This is a genomic window from Slackia faecicanis, assembly GCF_003725295.1.
In the GTDB taxonomy this organism is placed as follows: Bacteria; Actinomycetota; Coriobacteriia; order Coriobacteriales; family Eggerthellaceae; genus Slackia; species Slackia faecicanis.
The window spans coordinates 41,879-59,327 of the sequence record NZ_QICB01000006.1 but is presented as its reverse complement, the minus strand read 5'-3'; the positions used below and the strand labels follow the sequence as shown (position 1 = coordinate 59,327).

Genomic DNA, 17,449 nt, shown 5'->3' with positions numbered 1-17,449 from the left:
GGCGCTTGCGGCGATCCTCTCCGATCGCGCGGTCCCCATTCCATTATGCACGGTATTTCCGGCCGAAGGTATTTCCCGAAGCGTATTTTTTCCCAGGTGGAGGGCGAATATCCTCCAGGCGCCCCGTGTGGTGCCGCGAAGGGCCGTTCGGCGTTCTCGATGCCGGTCTTCCGGGCGCTTTGCGCGCCGCGCCGAAGGGTCGTGAGCCGTCGGGCTTGCCTGGTTGCGCGGCGCGGGGCTTTTCGGCGTGCGAAGCGGCCGGCGGCTTCGTTCGGCGGCGTGCCGCCCGAGGTTGTCGTTGCTTGGCGCGCTTGAATCGCGGCGATGTGCGCCGCGCCGTTTCGCAGCGCCTTCGCGCATCTTTACAGCTCGGGTCGACCCATTCCGGCATAGTATGGGCCGATGCGTTTTCGCCGTGCGTTTCGGCGTGAGCGTGCGTAAAGGATTTGGTTGCGGCCTGCGGGGCTGCGTGTGAAGGATGGAATATGTTCGAATCGTTTTTTGGCGCTGCGGCGGGCACGGGATTCACGTTCGCGTGCACGGCGCTCGGTGCGGCCGCGGTGTTTCTGCTTCGCGGCAAAAAGGGCGGCGTTGCGCAGACGCTGTTTTTGGGCTTCGCCGCCGGCGTGATGATCGCGGCCAGCGTTTGGAGCCTGTTGATCCCCGCTATCGAAAAGGCTGAAGAGGCAGGGCAGATCGGTTGGGTTCCCGCGGCGGGCGGCTTCGTCTTGGGAGCGTTGTTCCTGTTCGTGCTGCATGCGCTGCTGCCCCATCTCAATATAGGCAAAGAGCGAGCTGAGGGCCTGCCGTCGCGCTGGGGGCGCTCGACGCTGCTGTTCACGGCTGTCACGCTGCACAACATTCCCGAAGGAATGAGCGTGGGCCTGCTGTTCGCCATGGCGGCGCAGCAGGGGGCCGACCCTGCGCTGTTCGGCATGGCCACGGCGCTTGCGTTGGGCATCGGCATCCAGAACATTCCCGAGGGCGCAGCGGTTTCGCTGCCGCTTGCGCAGGAGGGCATGAGCAGGCCGAAGGCGTTCGCCATGGGCGCGCTGTCGGGCCTGGCCGAGCCGGTGTTCGGCTGCCTGGTGGTGCTGGGCGTCGGGTTCATCACGCCGTACATGCCCTGGATGCTGGCGTTTTCCGCGGGCGCCATGATGTTCGTGGTGGTGGAGGAGCTTATTCCCGAGGCGCATCTGGGCGAGCACGCCAACTGGGGCACTGCCGGCGTCATGCTGGGTTTTCTGACCATGATGGTCCTCGACGTCGCGCTGGGCTAAGGCGGGCGGTACGGCCCGTTCTTCACGACGCTCGGCCGACGGCTCCGGTCGGGCTGCTTTCGCGTTTTCAGGCCCTCGCATCGAGGGCCTTTTTCGCGGCGCGCCTTTTCGGCCCCGCTCGTCATGAAGTTTGGAAAAAAGAGGCCTCTCAGGTCATTTTTTCGAGGTTCTGCTACAAAAGAGGCGGTGTCGAAGGGGTGCGGAGCGGTTGGGCTGCGGTTAACGGTGTGTTTTCAAGCGCGAACGGCGAATTTTCCGCAGGAGATGGCGCGCCCCGCTCGGTTTTCGTGCCAAACCTCGCATTTTTTGGCCGAGAAGGCCCGAAAAATCCAAAGTACGCAAAAGCGCGCGCCCGAACGAGGGCGCGCGGGACATTTCGCCGCCCCTCTCTCTTGCGCCGCGGGCTAGCTTCTGCGGGTTTGGATCAAGTGTCTGATCGCGTCGATCGCGTGCCCGCGAAACATGGCCCGGGGGCCTGCATAGGCCATGCACGTGCGTTGCCACGCGGCCTCGTCGGGCGCGTAGCAGTGATTCGAGCAGGTTTTGCACGATGGCCTGGGGTCGCGCGTGCACAGGGCTCGTCGTACTTCTCCGTAGCGGACATGGCGCGCGCAATCAGGGCAGAGGCGAGGTATCTTGCGCGCGGGATACGCGCCGGCTTCGGTGGCTTCGCTGCGAAACGGCACGCGCTGCGCGTCGTCGTGGTGGTCGGCGCAATAGATTTCCGCCATGCCTGCCAGCGTGACGATGTCGCGCGCGATGTCCTTGCGGCGAAACTTCTCGTGGATGCGTTCGCCCAGGCGTTCGTAGGCTCGATCGATGGCTTCTTCAGCGTTCATGTTCGTCCGTTTCGTATCGGGGGTCGCTAAAGGCTTGCGAACTCCAGGCATTTTTCCAGGTAGACCTTGTTGGCGATCGCCGTTGCGGCCGCGATCACCATTTTGCGTTCCAACGACAGCTCGTCGGCCTGCGCGATGCGTAGAGAAAACGCGAATCCGCTAGGGTCTTCGATCGCCCATTCGCTCAGATTGCGAGCGCTTGTCGTGCCGCAGAACAGCGAGCGCAGGCTTTCTTCGGCGGCCGTGCAGAAGAAGTCGTACGCGCGCTCGGTGGATGAAGCCGCCGCCTGCATGGCGAACAGCCTCTGGATATCGGCGATCGAGACGGAGCGCTTCATCAGGCAGATGAAGATGAGCAGCGCCACGTGTTCGCGCCCGTAGCGTTTCTGCGTGGGCACGGGGATGAGCTTCTGCTTGACGTAGTTGTTCACCATCGACGACGTGAGCAGTTTCTCGCCCTCGGGAAGCAAGGGGCGCAGCTGGTCGTCTACATACGTGAGCACTTGGTCCATGTATAGCTCGATGGCCGGTAGCTCGCGGTACCGGGGAAAATGCAGCGTTTGCACGAGCGCTTCGAAGTCGCGCATGGCGCGTTCGGAGGCGGTCGGGGTTTCTTCGGTGTTGTTCAAAGGTTCCATATGCGTAGCTTATCGTCGTTCGGGCGGTTTTCGCGATGGCCGAGAAGGACACCACGATGCTTTCTTGTAAACTTCACATTGCTTGATATGATATGAAGCATTACATAATCTGGTAATGAATACTAGATGCAGTCGAGGAAAAGGGATCGCATGGAAAAGGCCCAAAAAATCGCCGTGATCACCGATTCGTGCTCAGACGTTCCTGTCGAGCTTGCCGCCGAACTGGGTATTTATGTAGTTGCATTGCATATCAACTACCACGATGCGTCGTATCGAGACCGTGTGGATATCCAGCCCGACGAAGTGTACGCGCGTTTCTCCGAAGAAATCCCGCGTACATCCACGCCTTCTCCGTCCGACGTGGCCGAAGCCTTCGACACCATGGTGGCGGAAGGCGTGACCCATGTCATCGGCGTCACCATTTCCTCGGGCCTTTCCGGCACGTATAACCTGTTCAAAAGCGTCGCTACCGGCTATCGCGACCTGACGGTCGAAATCGTCGATACCAAGAGGATCGGCTTGGGCTCGGGCCTCACCGCGGTCGAGGCCGCTCGCTTGGCGAAGCAGGGCGTTCCGTTCGAGGAAATCATCGAGAGGGCCTATCGCTCCGCACAGTCCACCTATGCGTATTTTTGCGTGGACACCCTTGAATACCTGTACAAGGGCGGCCGCATCAGCAAGGCCGTGTACTCGATCGGCTCGGCGCTCGATGTGCGCCCCATCATTGCCTGCAACGACGAAGGCGTCTATGTTCCCGTGGCGAAGGCTCACGGACGCAAGGCCTCGCTGAAGAAGGCTCTTTCTATCGTGAAGAAGAAGGCGGCCGGCGCGAAGCGCTATCGTTTCGCGGTGGTGCATGGCGGCGCATACGAAGAGGCCCGCGAGTTGTTCGAACAGGGCTGCGAAGCCATGTCCGACGCCGAGGAATTCGTCTTCGAGCAGATTTCGCCCGCGCTTGTGGTTCATACCGGCCCCGGTCTTATCGGCATCGGCGTTCAGATTCTGGACTAAGCGTCTGTACGGATTCGTTCGCGAACCGCGGTGAAGACCATCTTTCATGCACTTGCAACGGCCCGCCGTTCGGCGGGTCGTTTTTCTTGTTATGATTCGGCCCGTTTTGCCTGCATGCGTTTTCTTGCGTCGTACAATGGCCGCATCGGAATGGGCGAGCCGCCTCGCGCGGCATTTCGGAAAGGAGCGTTTCAATGGACAAGAAGGTGTACGAGCTGATCAATGACCAGATCAACGCCGAACTCTACAGCGCATATCTGTACATGTCTTTTGCCGACTACTATGAGGAAGAGGGCCTGCAGGGCTACGCGAACTACTACATGATCCAGGCCGCCGAAGAGCGCGACCATGCTCTGATCTTCCGCAACTACCTGCATGACAACGGCGAGAAAATCAAGCTCGGCGCCATCGGTCAGCCTGATAAGGAGTTCACCGATTTCATGGGTCCGCTGGAGGCCGCAGGCGAGCACGAGCGCTACATCACCGCCCGTATCAACGCGATCTACGCCGCTGCGGCCGAGGTGAAGGATTATCGTTGCATGAAGTTCCTCGACTGGTTCATCGACGAGCAGATGGAAGAGGAAACCCACGCCGACGACATGATCACCAAGATGCGCCTGTTCGGTTCCGACGCCAAGGCGCTTTATGACCTGGACCGCGAGTACGCCTCTCGCGTCTACGTCACGCCCTCGCCGCTCGCCAACGCGTAAGCAGGCGAAAGGGGCGCATCGCTGCGCGGACCTGCGTCTGCGGGGCGGGCTGCCGTTCGGATGCGCGCGACGTGGCGCGCGGCCGAACGTGCGGGCGGGCCGTATGAAAACCCGTGCTGCCAAGGGCCGGCTCCGAATCTTTCCGGGGCCGGCCCTTTCGGTATGCCCGCCCGCCCGCCGCGCGTCTGCATCCGTCGCGACGATCGCACCGTTTGCGCCGCCTACGCCCGCCGCTGCGTCTCCATCGCCCGCGATGCTTCCGTGTGTCGTGCGCGGTGCCGGTTTTAGCGCACGTCGGCGGCGGGCGCCGCGATCGCCGCATGCCTTCGGCCCTTCGCTCGCGAGCCCTTGGCGCGGCGCTTCCGCTTCGTCATGGCCGCCTGCCCGCCGTTTGCGCTTCGGTGCGCATGGTGCGTTTTCTCTTGCCCGGTGCGCTTTTCATGTGCGCTGCGTTTCGCTGGGAGTACAATGGCGGAAACAGACGAAAGGAACGCCCATGACCGTCGGCCTCGGAGTCGATATCGTCGAAATAGAACGCATGAAAACCGTGCTTTCCCGCACGCCTGCGTTCGCGCGCCGGGCGTTCACGCCCGAAGAACGGGCCTACTGCGATGCCAAACCCAACCCCGCCGCCCATTACGCCGCCCGCTTCGCCGCCAAAGAGGCCGTCTGCAAGGCCCTCGGCACGGGCATTCTCGCCCACGGCGTGCGTATGACCGATGTGGAAGTGGTGCGCGATGGCCGCGGCAAGCCCGCGGTGGCGCTGCACGGCCGCGCAGCCGAAGCGGCTCGCGAACAGGGCGTGATCGAAGTCCCCCTTTCGCTGTCTTACACGCACAGCGTGGCGGTGGCCAACGCGGTCGTCATCACGCAAGATTCCAGGGTCGAGGGCGAAAAGCGCCGCGATATGAAGGCCGAACTGGCCAAACAATTCAAAGACGCGCGCGCCGTGCTGGACGACCTGGGGTCGCAGACAACCCGGCAGGTGGAGGCGATCGGCGCTTCGGGCGCTTCGTCCGACACCCCCGTTTCTCGGAAAGGCGGGTACTGACATGAAATCGATCACATCCAAGAAAGCGGCTCGCGCGCTGCCTACGCTTCGGGCCGACGTCAACAAATACACGCGCGGAGTCTGCGAGCTCGTGGTGGGAAGCGACCGCTTCGTCGGCGCCGCCGTTTTGGCGGTCTCGGCGGCCAACCGCATGGGCGCGGGCTACGTGAAGGCATATACGGGAGAAAAAGCCGCCGGCGTGCTGCATATCGTGCAGCCGTCGGCGGTCGTGCTTTCTACGGAGGAATTCTTCGAGGAAGAGCACGCGTCCACCGAATGCCGTCCTCGCGCCGTGGTGGCGGGCTGCGGCATGGCCGGCACCGATGACGATGTGCGTCGCGTGATCGACCTGCTGGTCCTTTGCAAGGCTCCCGTGCTGCTCGACGGCGGCGGCCTGCGCGCCCTGGCCTGCGAAGAGGGAGCGGCCGCGGCGCGCAAGCGCTTCGTCGAAGGCATTCCCACGGTGATCACCCCGCACGGCGGCGAGGCGCTGCGTCTGATGCGCTTTCTCGAGGAAAGCGCGCAGGACGTGCCCGACCCGGGCCGCCTGAAGCCCCAGGAGCTGGCCCTTGCGCTGGCTCGCGCGTTCGGCGTGGTCTGCGTGCTGAAAGGCCCCGATACCTTCATCGCCACGGGTGACGAAGAATCGGCGGGCGATGTGGCCGCCATGCTGCAGGGAACCCCGGCGCTTGCCAAGGCGGGAACGGGCGACATCCTTGCCGGCATGATCGGGGCGTTGCTTTGCCAAGGCGCCGACCCCTTCGACGCCTGTGCCGCCGGCACGTTTCTGCATGCGCGCGCCGGCATGCTGGCGGCGGTTGACCGCAGCGAGCTGTGCGTGACGGCGGAAGATGTTCTCGACCACGTGTCCGCGGCCACGGCCGCGCTGGAACGCAAGATTCGGAAAGAGGGAAACTGACATGAGCAATATTCGAATCGAGCTGATGGACTCGCGCGATGAGTTCAGGCCGGGCCGCAGCGGCGGCTCGGTGAACTGGATGCAGCTTCTTTCGGGCATCTTGCTGCTTGCATTCGGCGCCTTGTGCGTGTTCTGCCCTCTTGAAGTGCTTGTTGGGTTCAACGTCGTGGCGGCTGTTTTGGTGATAATCGCGGGCGGCATCAATGCGGCCGCCTATGTCAGGGCTCGCAACACCTTGTTCGAACAGAGCGGTTGGAGCTTGTTTTTCGCGGTCATGCTCATTTTGATAGGCGTCATGCTGATCATGTTTCCCATGGTGGGCGTGGCGTTCATGGGATGGGCGCTCGGTCTGGGCGCGCTTCTGTTCGGCGTGGTCCAGCTGGTGGCTGCCCGCAGGTTCTATGCGGTCGGCGCGGGTATCGGCCTGCTCGTGGGAATTTCCGGCATCGCCGAGGTGGTGCTAGGCGTGCTGCTGTGCATCTGGCCCTCCAATCTTGGCATTTTCATCGGCCTGTTCGCGTTCGTGCATGCCGTCGACATGATCGTATTCAGCCTGCCGATCGGTCGCGACCGCACCAACACGCTTTGGTAGCGTGCGGCGTCCGCTCGGTTTTTTTTGGACGGCCCTCTTTCTTGCGGCTCGGCCATGCGCCGCGCGGGGAAGGGGGCCGCGTTGCGTTCGGATCCGCTTCGCGGGGTTTCGTGCCGTGGGGTTCCCTTGTGACGATGCCGTGTTGGGCCGCCGCAGCGCGCGGGCGCATGTATCATAGACGGCCGGAACAACGTATGACGCATCGAGGAATTCGGAGACCCGCACCATGATGGAACAAGAGAGCATGTTCGACGCCCAGGCGTCCGCGGCCTTGACGAGCGACCCTGCCGCTCGCGTCGAGGCCCTTCGCCGTGAAATCGAGCATCACAGCTACCTGTATTACGCGCAGGACGCGCCCGAGATATCCGACGCCGCGTTCGATTCGTTGATGGCCGAGCTGCGCGAGCTCGAAGCGGCCCATCCCGAGTTGATCGACGCCTCGTCGCCCACACAGCGCGTCGGCGGCTACGTCGGCGAGCAGTTCTCCGCCGTGCGTCATGCTCAGCGCATGTATTCGCTCGATAACGCGATGGACCTCGAAGAGCTGGACACGTGGACGCAGCGCACGGTGGAGGCTGCGGGGCGTCCGGTGGAATTCGTCTGCGAGTTGAAGATCGACGGCTCTTCGATCGCGCTGACCTACGATGCGGGCGTGCTCGCCAAGGCGGCCACGCGCGGCGACGGCGTGACGGGCGAGGACGTCACGGTGAACATGCGCACCGTGCGCGACGTGCCGCTACGCCTGCGCGACGAAGGCGCAGCGGGGCTGGCCGACGCTGACGGATCGGTGGAAGTGCGCGGCGAGGTGTACATGCCCAAGGCGAGCTTCGATGCGCTCAACGCCGCCGCCGAAGCGAACGGCAAGGCCCCCTTCGCCAATCCGCGCAACGCCGCCGCCGGCTCGCTGCGCCAGAAAGACCCTAAGATCACCAAGGGCCGCGACCTTTCCACGTTCATCTACGCGATCGCCGACGAGCGCGCCGTGAAAGCCGAAAACCAGTGGGAGCTGCTGCAGTGGCTGCGCGCGAGCGGTTTCCATGTGAACCCCGACGTGGCCTTGTGCGCAACGCCTGGCGAAGTGCGCGCGTTCTGCGAATCGGTGGCCGAAAAGCGCTCGGTGCTTCCTTACGATATCGACGGCGTGGTGGTGAAGGTGAATTCCTTCGCCATGCAGCGCGAACTGGGCTTCACGGCGAAGGCGCCGCGTTGGGCCATCGCCTACAAGTTCCCGCCCGAGGAAAAGACCACCGTGCTGCGCGACATCACCGTGCAGGTGGGCCGCACGGGCGCGATCACGCCGGTTGCCGAACTGGACCCCGTGCGCGTCGCAGGATCCACGGTCGCGCGCGCCACGCTGCATAATCTCGACGAGGTGCGTCGTAAGGACGTGCGCGTGGGCGACACGGTGATCGTGCGCAAGGCGGGCGACGTCATTCCCGAGGTGCTCGGTCCCGTGCTGAGCCTGAGGCCCGAAGGCGCCCGCGCATGGGAGATGCCCGCGACGTGTCCGAGCTGTGGCAGCCCGATCGTGCGCGAAGAGGGCGAGGCGGCGTTCAGGTGCGTTTCCATGGATTGTCCGGCGCAGGCGCTCGAAAGGCTGTTGCATTGGGCGAGCCGCGGCGCCATGGACATCGACGGCATGGGCGAGGAAATCGTCGCGCGCCTGGTCGAAAGCGAGCGCGTGCGCGACGTAGCCGATTACTACAGCCTGACCGAGTACGAGCTGGCCACGCTTGAGACGGGCCGCACGAACAAGGAAGGCGAGCCGATCCGCTTGGGCTCGACCATCGCCGCCAAGCTGATCGCCGCGATCGAGGCGTCCAAGGCGCGCCCGCTCGCGCGCGTGCTGTTCGGCCTGGGCATCAGGCACGTGGGCAAGACCACGGGCGAGCAGCTGGCCGCGGCGTTCCCGTCGATGGAGCGTCTGATGGAAGCGACCGAAGAACAGCTGGCCGAGGTGGAAGGCGTCGGCGGCGTGATCGCGCAGAGCATTCGCGCGTTCTTCGGCAACGAGGACAACCGCGAGGTCATCCATCGTCTGGGCCGCATGGGCGTGTCGCTGGAAGACGCGGCCGTTCACGACGAAACGCCCCAGACGCTGGCGGGCATCACGTTCGTGCTGACGGGCTCGCTTACGGAAAGCGGCATGACGCGCGACGAGGCCGGCGCCCGCTTGAAGGCTATGGGTGCGAAGGTGTCGGGCAGCGTGTCGAAGAAGACCGGCTACGTGATCGCGGGCGAGGCTGCGGGCAGCAAGTACGACAAAGCGGTTTCGCTGGGCGTCCCTGTGCTTGACGAAGCCGACCTTCTGCGTCTGCTGGAGGCGGGGTCGCTCGAGGCTGCGGGCATCGAGCCCCGCGATTAGGCTGGAGGAGGTGACAATGCGCGGCATAAGCACGCAAGAGCGGTATACTACGGCTTTGATGCGAAACGAATACGCGAACGATGAGAGAGGTTTGGCCATGCAGGACAGGCTGAGCGCATATGATGAAAAAGTCCTTCGCCGACTGGTGCAGCTGGAAACCGCTCGCCGCCAGGAGCGCAAGCAAGGTCCGCTCGCGTTCGTGAAGCGCGATACCGAGGCGGGTTCGGCCATGCGTAGGCTCGACCAGCTGGGCATGATCGGCGCCATGTACAAAGACGGCAATCCCTATGTGGTCGAGGTGCTTGCGAAGGGGTATTCATACCTGGGCATCGTCGACGAGGAACGTGCCGAGGTGCTGCGCGTCGAGCGTCATCGCAAGGAGGATCGCCGCCACGATTGGATGGTCAGCGTCTTCACCGTGCTGGTGGCCATGGTCGGCGTGATCGCGGGCTTCCTGATCGCGAAGTTCGTGTAGGCTTTTCGCTCCGTTTCGCGTGGTTTATATCGAGAATGCATAAGCGTCGGCTTCGTGCCGACGCTTTTTTCGACCTCGAAGGCTTACGCCGCAGCGGCCCGTTGCGCCGCCGTGTCGCCATGGACGCCTAGGGACGGCATTCGTAGATGAAGCAGTCGCAATCGTTGCTCGGATTCCCCGTCTTGTCGAATGACGAATACGCGCGCACGGACGAAAATCCTATTTCGTCGAGGATGCGCTCCATCTCGCCGACTTCGTAAAGACGGATGCGGAAGTCCATCGTCTCGCTGCGAAGAAGGGAACCGCCTTCCTTCAGCTCGTAAAGGCCGGGTGCGAGCAGGACCTTCGCCTTCTCGTCGAAATTGTAGGTGCTTTTCAGCGTGAGCGTTCTGCCGTGCCCCATGTCGACGCGGGCATCGATAACGGGTTCTTCGCTGTATCTGATGCTGTTGACGGTGTCGACGGAAAAGACGAATACACCGCCGGGAGCGATCATCGCCCGCAATGCAGCCAGCACTCGGCGACACGCCTCGTCGTCGGTGAACAGGGACAGAGACCCTGATGGGATGAAGATGTAGTCGAACGGCCCGATATCGGGGCACCTGGTCACATCGGCAAGAAGCGTCTTGGCGCCGGGCGATTTCTCTTCGAGCTTGTCGAGCATCTCTTTCGAAAGGTCGATGCCCGTTATGTCGAATCCTCGCTGCTCGAAGGGAACCAGAAAACGGCCGCTGCCGCAAAGGGGTTCGAGTATGCGCATTCCAGGCGCAGCATAGGAAAGGTAGAACTCCAGTTCGTCTTCGGGGGCTTTCCCGTGCAGCTTCTCATACATCTCCGTGCACAGACTTCCATAGTAATTCTGCACGTTTTCGGTATCGTCCATTTTCGGCTCCTTCCCGGCAATTCGTTTCTGGATAAGGGGTTATTGCGGTGCGGCGGTTCGACCTATTGAAGCACCAGGTCGAAGATGACTTTCACGAAGAGCAGGGCGAGTACCGCGATGATGATGGGGCGCACTATTTTCGTGCCGTCCTTCATGACCATGCCTGCGCCCAGGTAGTTGCCGGCGATGCTGAACACGGCTGCCGCAAGCCCCAGACCCAGCCAGACCGCTCCGTGCATGAAGAAGGTGACAAGTGCCGCCACGTTGGATGCCAGGTTGGCCACCTTCACTTCGCCGGACGCATGCTTGACGGGCAGCTTGGCTGCGGCAGTGAAGGCGATGAGCATGAACGTGCCTGTACCGGGTCCGTAAAATCCGTCATAGGCTCCGAGCAGCACCGAAGCGACGGCCACGATGACGTATTGCCTGCGCGGCGAGATTTCGGCGTCTTCGGGAGCTTCGAGCGTGCGTTTGCGCAGCACGGCGAAGGCGACGAACGGAAGCGCCACGACCAGCAGGATCTGGAATATGCCGTCGGGCGTGAGCAGGGCGAGCTTCGCGCCGATCGCCGAACCCGCCACGGCGCCTACGGCGGCGGGAACGGCCAGCTTGAAATCGATGTAGCCGCCGCGAGCAAGGCGGGCCGTGGCCACTGCCGTTCCGATCGAGGACGAAAGCTTGTTCGTTCCGAGCGCCGCATGCGCCGGCAGCCCCGCCAGCAAGTAGGCGGTCAGAGAAATCAACCCGCCGCCGCCGGCGATGGAGTCGACCAATCCGGCAAGGAAGACAAGCGGGCAAACGATAAGCAATGTGATGGGGTCCATAAACCTCGTCCTGACGAAAATAGGGGAAAAACGGGCAAAACGCAAAGGATTATAATATGGAGGTTTGCGACACGGGCGCTTCCTCTCCGCCCGCGCGGTTTATTCTCGAAGGATACATGCCGTAGGAATCGGCGGAATGGAGGAATTCATGGGCCAAAGCGCTGCGTTGAAAAAGCTCGGCATCATCGGCGGGCTCGGCCCCGCCGCTACGGCGAGCTTGTTTATGCGCATCATCGACCATACCGATGCTGCCACCGACCAAGACCATATAGACATCACGATTCTCAATCGCCCCCAGATTCCCGACCGCACCGCCTATATTCTGGGCAAAAGCGACGAATCTTACGTTCCCGCCGTGCGCGAGGCGGCGCTTGAGCTCGAAGCCATGGGTTGCGACGTGCTGTGCATGCCGTGCGTGACAGGCCATTACAAAAGCGACGAGACGTTCGGGTGCCTGACCACGGCGCATGTCCTCCATATGCCGCTCGAGGCCGCGCGCTATCTTGCGCGTGAAGGAAAGGCCGTCGTCGGCGTCATGGCGACGGACGGAACGGGCCGCGCGGGAGTGCTGCAGCAGGCGCTCGAGGCCGAAGGCCTCGTCGCCGTGTTTCCCGACGAAGAGCATCAGGCCAAGGTCATGAGCATCATCTACGATGACGTGAAGGCGGGCCGTCCTGCCGATATGCGGGCTTTCGACGATGTATGCGCCCATCTGCGCGAGCGCGGTTGCGACAGCGTGCTTTTGGGCTGCACCGAGCTTTCCGTCATCGATGCGCCCTCCGAGGCTCAGGGGATGCTGGTGGTCGACGCGCTCGAAGTGCTTGCCGTTCGTGCCGTCGAAGAATGCGGAGCCCGCTTGAAATAGCTTCGCGTCCTTCCCGTTCGCCGCGTTTTTCGCGAAAGCGTCCTGTAACACTGAATTTACTTCGCACTCTACTGTGATGGAGTATAATCCTTCGATACCGAATTAAAGCGCATCGTTTCGAGCAATGCGTCGCGTACGCAGGGAAGGAGCATCGGCCATGGCGATGGAGGAAGCGAAGTATATCTGGAAGAACGGCGAGCTGGTTCCGTGGGCCGAGTGTACCACGCATGTGCTCACGCATTCCCTGCATTACGGCTCGGCCGTGTTCGAGGGCATGCGTTGCTATTACAACGAAGAGACCGGAAAGAGTTTCGTCTTCCGTCTGAAAGACCATATGGAACGTATGGTCCGTTCCGCGAAGATGTGCATGATCGACGTTCCGTACACCGCCGACGAACTTGTCGCCGCTACGCTCGAGACCATCAAGGCTTGCGAACTTCCTTCCTGCTATGTCCGTCCTCTGGTGTATCACGGCTACGGCCAGATGGGCGTCGATCCCACGGGTGCTCCCGTCGATGTGATCATCGCGTGTTGGCCCTGGGGCGCCTACCTGGGCGAAGAGGCTCTCGAAAAGGGCATCACCGCCGGCGTTTCTTCGTGGCGCCAGCGTTCCAATAACGCCATTCCGCCGCAGATGAAGTCTTCTGCGTCGTACATGAACTCCATCCTGGCCAAGCTCGAAGCGAAGGCCCACGGCTATTCCGAGGCCGTCATGCTCAATGAGGCCGGCTACGTGTGCGAGGGCACGGGCGAGAATCTGTTCATCGTGCGCGACGGCGTGCTTTCCACGCCGCCTGTGGCCGAAGGACTGCTCGAGGGCATCACGCGCGACACCGTGCTCAACCTTGCTATGGACCTGGATATTCCTGTTGTCGAAGAGCGCCTGGTGCGTGCCGACCTGTACGCCGCCGACGAAGTGTTCTTCACGGGCTCTGCGGCCGAGGTGACGCCCGTCGCGGCGATCGACGACCGCCCGATCGGCGGCCGCGGCCCGATTACCAAGGCCATCCAGGAGCGCTTCTTCGCCATGACCGCCGGCGAGCTTGAGGAATACAGCGACTGGCTGTACGAGGTTGAGTAGTTTCGTCGGCCTTTCGGCCGACGAAACGGGTCGACGCTGCAAAGCCGCCGGGCACCCTGTCTCGTCCCTCCGTGCTCCGGTCACGTGCGAAGCACGCTCCCTGCGCCGGTCGGGCCGATCGGGGGATTCCCCTTCCTTCTATTTCGACGGTATTCTGTAAGGGCTCCGATTCCGGAGCCCTTCTTGTATTTGAAAGGATCCATCATGTCTATCATCACGCAGCCGACGCGTATCTTCGATTTGCATTGCGATACGCTCGACCGCCTGGCGCTGCATAGCGTTATTCCCGAGGCCGGCTTCATGGCCGAAGACGCCGCCATTCCCGCCCACCGCATGAGCTCGCTGGCCGATAACGACGCCCATATCGACCTGACGCGTATGGCGCGTGCAGGTTGCGCATGGTGCCAGTGCTTCGCTGCGTTCATTCCCGATGACATCGGCGTCGAGGGCGGCTACCGCGTGTTCGACACAGTGCGCCGCTACTTCGCGGGGCAGCTCGAACAGCACGCCGCATTGGTCGAGCAGGTGCGCGATGCGCGCGATATCCGCGGCATCGTCGACGCGGGCCGCTGCGCTGCAATGTTCACGGTAGAAGGCGGATCGTTTATCGGCGAGGACCTCGACCGCATTCACGAAGCGGCCGACGCGGGCGTGAAAATGCTGACGTTGACCTGGAACGATAAAAACGCCATCGCTTCCGGAAACAAAACCGTCGACGGCCTGAGCTTCTTCGGCCGCGATGCCGTGCGCACGCTCGAACAGCGCCGCGTGGTCGTCGACGTGTCGCATCTTAACGATCGCAGCTTCTGGGATGTGCTGGAGGCGGCGCAGCGTCCGTTCGCCGCATCGCACTCCAACGCTCGCGCAGTGTGCGGCCATCCGCGCAACTTGACCGACGACCAGTTCCGCGCGCTCGCGGAACGCGGCGGCATCGTGGGCCTGAATTTCTGCCAGCGCTTCCTTTCGGACGCAGGCCCCGTGACGCGCGATGACGTGCTGCGCCATGTCGACCATATGCTCGAGTTGGGCGGCGAACGCGTCGTCGCGCTGGGAAGCGATTACGACGGGTGCGACGTGCCCGAGTGGCTCGAACCCGCAGAAAAGGTCGGTACGCTGTACGATCTGTTCGCTGCGGAGTTCGGCGTGGAAGTGGCCGAGGCGATCTGCTTCGAGAACGCGTGTTCTTTCTTCGAGCGGAACGAGACGGTCTAGGCGCGCCCTATCCGTTCCGTCTTCGACGCATGCTGCCTGACAGCGCTGACGATGCTACTGAAAAAAGAACCCCTGAAGGGTATTCCATCAGGGGTTCTTGATTTTACGTTGCCGCGACGAAGCGGGTCACCATATTTTGACGGGTCTATCCTCCTTCACGCAGACAAGCGGAATGCCCGAGCGCAGAAGCATCGCCCACATGCCGAACGATACGGTCATGAACGCCACGATCAATGCACCGATGCCTACGACGTAATTCGGCCAGGGAAGCGCCGCCAAGACCATGCCCAGGCTGCCGATCGCCGTGCGGATGCAGTTCATCAGCGCCGATGCGGATCCCGCATCGCGCGCCTGCTGTTCGAGCAGGATGTTCATGCTGTAAGGCCGCGTGCACGATTCGGCCATGGCGAAGGCGATGAAACAGGCGCAGAACGCATATGGGCTGCTTTGGCCGACGAGCAGCATGACGATTCCCATGGCGATGGAAAATGCCAGCATGAACGTGGTGAAGCGAATAACGGAGACGCGTTTCGACGCCACGAGCCAGATGAACGGTCCTGCCGCCATGACGATCGCGGCTACTGCGAAAAATAGGCTGTATCCCACTTCGCCCGTGCCGAAGAAGTCGACGTAGATATACGAGCCGACGGCGATATATCCCATGAAAGGAATTTCGAAAAGGCTGGTCAGCAGTAGAAACGTCATGAATCCGGGATTCTTGCCGACAACGACGAGTTGCGCCATGGTATGGAAGAAGTTTCCCCTCGACCGCTCCTTTTCGTCCAGCGTTTCTTCGAAAAGCACGGTCAGGGCGAGGCATCCTACGCCGATCGCCGCCAGAATCCAAAACGTCATGCGCCAATCGGCCACGGCCACGACGCCCGCGCCGATTACGGGTGCGGTGGCGGGCCCTACGACGAACAGCACCTGAATGACCGAGAGAATCTTCTCGCGGTAATACGTCTGGAACGAATCCTTCACTGCAGCCGTGCAGACGGCGCTGATGGCGCCGGCGCCGAGGGCTTGCGCGATACGTGCTCCGATGAGGAATTCGATCGTGGGGGACAGGGCGCATGCTGCCGATGAGGCGCTGTACAGGCCGACGCCTGCCAGCAACACGGGGCGGCGTCCGTGCTTATCGCTCATCGGTCCGAACACGAGCATGCCCAGTGCGAAGAAGGCGTAATAGCCCACGAGCGTCATGTTCACGAGCGAGACGTCGGTGTCGAAGTAGCGCGCCATTCCGGGTACGGCGGGCGTGTACATGTCGAGTGAAAGCGGCGTAATGAGCGAGGCCGCAACAAGCAGAATGAGCAGTCCTCCTGCGCCGAGACTCGGCTGGGGTTTGACGAGCCAGTTTTCGATGGAAAATGCCATAGAAACGCTTCTTTTCAAGCTATGCGAACAATACGGGCCGCGCGGTCGATTCGCGCGGCCCGATCATTATACGGCCTGCGGGCGCATTGCCGTAAGCGCCCGTCGGTCATTCGTGTTGCGCGAACGCGCCTTACGCGAGCGTGTCGCGTACATCGAAGACGGCCGCGGCGATGTCTTCGTAGAGCGCATAGCTCGTATCTCCGTCGGGCATGCCCGTCATGATGGAGAGGATGTAGGTTTTGCCGTCGAGCGTCACGATGCCCGCGTCGCATACGCCATTCCAAAGCGGGTCGGAGTCGGCGCACCAGCCGGCTTTGTCCTGCACGGATGCGCCGGTCGTGCGCAACGCTTCGCGGATGAAGGAGACTTCCGTCTGGCTCGTGAGCTCGTTGAGCAGCTGTGCCGCCTCGCTCGGCGTCTGCAGGTAGGAATACATTTCGGTCCACAGCTTGGCGGACGTGCGGGCGCAGTACCACGGATACCATGAATCGGCGCGATAGTGCACGTCGTCCAGACCGAGTCCGTCGACCCATTCGTCATAGCCCTCGGAGTCGAATGCGTCGCGCAGCGAGCCGAAGGCGTTGTTGTCCGAGTAGACGATCGCATCTGCGATCAGGTCGGACAACGGATAGGAGCCGCCGTTGTAGTAGCTATTGGGATCATAGGCGCTCGTGCCCTGACAGGAGTCTTCGAGGTCGATCTTGCCGGTGTCGACCTGCGTCTGGCATACGTACAGCGCGTATGGGGCCTTGAACGAACTGGCGCCGTAGACGGTCGTGTCGGCATCGTAGCTGATGCCCTTGCCGGTTTCCAGGTTGTAGAACACCAGGCTGACGTCGCCGTGTTCTTCGGCGTTGTCGATGGCGTCCTCGATGGCGGAACGTTGCGTATCGGAGAGGCCGGGTGCGTCTTCGCCTGCAAGCGCGAAGGTCTGCAGGCCGCTGCCTTCGGGGACGCCATCGAGCGCTTCGGGGGTCGGCTCGAAGCGCACGGGCTCGGATTCCGCAGAGGCTTCCGTGGAATCGGCCGTTTCGACTTGCGTTGCGATGGGCTCGGGTTCGGCTGCCGGTTCATTTGCGGGACGGGTGCATTGGAAGACGGCGAATCCTGCGATCGCGATCACGACCGCCGCCGCGATCGCCAGCGCGCTTTTGGGAAGGGTGGATGCCATGTCGGCTGTGTATCGCGCGCCTGCCGCGGCGCGAGCCGCCATGTCGGTCGCGCTACGGGCTTGCGGACGCGCGTCGGCATGCTTCTCGCGACCCGCCGCGTGTGCGGGGCCGCTTTGCCGGCCTTCGGCCTGTTGGCGTTGACGCAGATGCTCGCG

The 17,449-nt window shown here is 62.6% G+C and carries 17 protein-coding genes; 11 read left to right on the top strand and 6 right to left on the bottom strand.

The features are described from left to right. Positions 1-485 precede the first annotated feature (485 nt). Entirely contained in the window at positions 486-1,280 is a 795-nt protein-coding gene (locus DMP07_RS07450; protein ID WP_123198522.1) for a ZIP family metal transporter, read from the top strand. Between the two features lie 404 nt (positions 1,281-1,684). Here the strand turns inward: DMP07_RS07450 and DMP07_RS07445 are convergent, their stop codons facing one another. Beyond that, positions 1,685-2,119, bottom strand: a complete 435-nt coding sequence (locus DMP07_RS07445) for a nitrous oxide-stimulated promoter family protein (RefSeq protein WP_123198521.1) — start codon at positions 2,117-2,119, stop codon at positions 1,685-1,687. Positions 2,120-2,145: 26 nt separating this feature from the next. After that, positions 2,146-2,748: a DUF1836 domain-containing protein gene (locus DMP07_RS07440; RefSeq protein WP_211324541.1), complete on the bottom strand. Its 603-nt coding sequence runs from the start codon at positions 2,746-2,748 to the stop codon at positions 2,146-2,148. Positions 2,749-2,907: 159 nt separating this feature from the next. Here DMP07_RS07440 and DMP07_RS07435 point away from each other — a divergent pair, with 159 nt between their 5' ends. From DMP07_RS07435 to DMP07_RS07405, 7 genes are all read left to right on the top strand, one after another. Beyond that, complete coding sequence (locus tag DMP07_RS07435; RefSeq protein WP_161957053.1) at positions 2,908-3,768, top strand: DegV family protein; 861 nt, start codon at positions 2,908-2,910, stop codon at positions 3,766-3,768. 194 nt (positions 3,769-3,962) lie between these two features. Next, the gene (locus DMP07_RS07430; RefSeq protein ID WP_123198518.1) at positions 3,963-4,478 is read left to right on the top strand and encodes a ferritin; all 516 of its coding nucleotides are present in this window, start codon (positions 3,963-3,965) and stop codon (positions 4,476-4,478) included. A 496-nt stretch (positions 4,479-4,974) separates the two neighbouring features. Then, positions 4,975-5,529 carry a holo-ACP synthase gene (acpS, locus tag DMP07_RS07425; protein WP_123198517.1) on the top strand — a complete coding sequence of 185 codons (555 nt, stop codon included), beginning with the start codon at positions 4,975-4,977 and terminating at the stop codon, positions 5,527-5,529. Position 5,530: 1 nt separating this feature from the next. Then, on the top strand, positions 5,531-6,448 hold the full coding sequence (locus tag DMP07_RS07420) for an NAD(P)H-hydrate dehydratase (protein ID WP_123198516.1): 918 nt from the start codon (positions 5,531-5,533) through the stop codon (positions 6,446-6,448). A 1-nt stretch (position 6,449) separates the two neighbouring features. Beyond that, the gene (locus tag DMP07_RS07415) at positions 6,450-7,040 is read left to right on the top strand and encodes an HdeD family acid-resistance protein (protein WP_161957052.1); all 591 of its coding nucleotides are present in this window, start codon (positions 6,450-6,452) and stop codon (positions 7,038-7,040) included. 229 nt (positions 7,041-7,269) lie between these two features. Next, positions 7,270-9,405: an NAD-dependent DNA ligase LigA gene (gene ligA, locus DMP07_RS07410; RefSeq protein ID WP_123198558.1), complete on the top strand. Its 2,136-nt coding sequence runs from the start codon at positions 7,270-7,272 to the stop codon at positions 9,403-9,405. A 145-nt stretch (positions 9,406-9,550) separates the two neighbouring features. After that, positions 9,551-9,880 carry a histidine kinase gene (locus DMP07_RS07405; protein WP_244594935.1) on the top strand — a complete coding sequence of 110 codons (330 nt, stop codon included), beginning with the start codon at positions 9,551-9,553 and terminating at the stop codon, positions 9,878-9,880. A gap of 127 nt (positions 9,881-10,007) precedes the next feature. Here the strand turns inward: DMP07_RS07405 and DMP07_RS07400 are convergent, their stop codons facing one another. Beyond that, the gene (locus DMP07_RS07400; RefSeq protein ID WP_123198514.1) at positions 10,008-10,763 is read right to left on the bottom strand and encodes a class I SAM-dependent methyltransferase; all 756 of its coding nucleotides are present in this window, start codon (positions 10,761-10,763) and stop codon (positions 10,008-10,010) included. Positions 10,764-10,825: 62 nt separating this feature from the next. Then, entirely contained in the window at positions 10,826-11,587 is a 762-nt protein-coding gene (locus DMP07_RS07395) for a sulfite exporter TauE/SafE family protein (RefSeq protein ID WP_123198513.1), read from the bottom strand. 136 nt (positions 11,588-11,723) lie between these two features. On the opposite strand from DMP07_RS07395, the gene DMP07_RS07390 reads away from it, so the two are divergent. From DMP07_RS07390 to DMP07_RS07380, 3 genes are all read left to right on the top strand, one after another. Next, a complete protein-coding gene (locus DMP07_RS07390; protein WP_123198512.1) occupies positions 11,724-12,452 on the top strand; it encodes an aspartate/glutamate racemase family protein in 729 nt (242 codons plus the stop codon). A gap of 157 nt (positions 12,453-12,609) precedes the next feature. Then, positions 12,610-13,533 carry a branched-chain amino acid transaminase gene (locus DMP07_RS07385; protein WP_123198511.1) on the top strand — a complete coding sequence of 308 codons (924 nt, stop codon included), beginning with the start codon at positions 12,610-12,612 and terminating at the stop codon, positions 13,531-13,533. A gap of 204 nt (positions 13,534-13,737) precedes the next feature. Continuing rightward, positions 13,738-14,745: a dipeptidase gene (locus tag DMP07_RS07380; RefSeq protein WP_123198510.1), complete on the top strand. Its 1,008-nt coding sequence runs from the start codon at positions 13,738-13,740 to the stop codon at positions 14,743-14,745. A gap of 126 nt (positions 14,746-14,871) precedes the next feature. Here the strand turns inward: DMP07_RS07380 and DMP07_RS07375 are convergent, their stop codons facing one another. After that, the gene (locus tag DMP07_RS07375; protein ID WP_123198509.1) at positions 14,872-16,122 is read right to left on the bottom strand and encodes an MFS transporter; all 1,251 of its coding nucleotides are present in this window, start codon (positions 16,120-16,122) and stop codon (positions 14,872-14,874) included. A gap of 130 nt (positions 16,123-16,252) precedes the next feature. Then, complete coding sequence (locus tag DMP07_RS07370) at positions 16,253-17,293, bottom strand: serine hydrolase (protein WP_161957051.1); 1,041 nt, start codon at positions 17,291-17,293, stop codon at positions 16,253-16,255. Positions 17,294-17,449 lie beyond the last annotated feature (156 nt).

Coding starts and splice junctions, on each gene's coding strand:
- DMP07_RS07415 (WP_161957052.1), top strand. CDS start 6,450: ATGAGCAATATTCGAATCGAGCTGATGGACTCGCGCGATGAGTTCAGG.
- DMP07_RS07390 (WP_123198512.1), top strand. CDS start 11,724: ATGGAGGAATTCATGGGCCAAAGCGCTGCGTTGAAAAAGCTCGGCATC.
- DMP07_RS07395 (WP_123198513.1), bottom strand. CDS start 11,587: ATGGACCCCATCACATTGCTTATCGTTTGCCCGCTTGTCTTCCTTGCC.
- DMP07_RS07385 (WP_123198511.1), top strand. CDS start 12,610: ATGGCGATGGAGGAAGCGAAGTATATCTGGAAGAACGGCGAGCTGGTT.
- ligA (WP_123198558.1), top strand. CDS start 7,270: ATGGAACAAGAGAGCATGTTCGACGCCCAGGCGTCCGCGGCCTTGACG.
- DMP07_RS07370 (WP_161957051.1), bottom strand. CDS start 17,293: ATGGCATCCACCCTTCCCAAAAGCGCGCTGGCGATCGCGGCGGCGGTC.
- DMP07_RS07420 (WP_123198516.1), top strand. CDS start 5,531: ATGAAATCGATCACATCCAAGAAAGCGGCTCGCGCGCTGCCTACGCTT.
- DMP07_RS07375 (WP_123198509.1), bottom strand. CDS start 16,122: ATGGCATTTTCCATCGAAAACTGGCTCGTCAAACCCCAGCCGAGTCTC.
- DMP07_RS07380 (WP_123198510.1), top strand. CDS start 13,738: ATGTCTATCATCACGCAGCCGACGCGTATCTTCGATTTGCATTGCGAT.
- DMP07_RS07450 (WP_123198522.1), top strand. CDS start 486: ATGTTCGAATCGTTTTTTGGCGCTGCGGCGGGCACGGGATTCACGTTC.
- acpS (WP_123198517.1), top strand. CDS start 4,975: ATGACCGTCGGCCTCGGAGTCGATATCGTCGAAATAGAACGCATGAAA.
- DMP07_RS07400 (WP_123198514.1), bottom strand. CDS start 10,763: ATGGACGATACCGAAAACGTGCAGAATTACTATGGAAGTCTGTGCACG.
- DMP07_RS07430 (WP_123198518.1), top strand. CDS start 3,963: ATGGACAAGAAGGTGTACGAGCTGATCAATGACCAGATCAACGCCGAA.
- DMP07_RS07445 (WP_123198521.1), bottom strand. CDS start 2,119: ATGAACGCTGAAGAAGCCATCGATCGAGCCTACGAACGCCTGGGCGAA.
- DMP07_RS07435 (WP_161957053.1), top strand. CDS start 2,908: ATGGAAAAGGCCCAAAAAATCGCCGTGATCACCGATTCGTGCTCAGAC.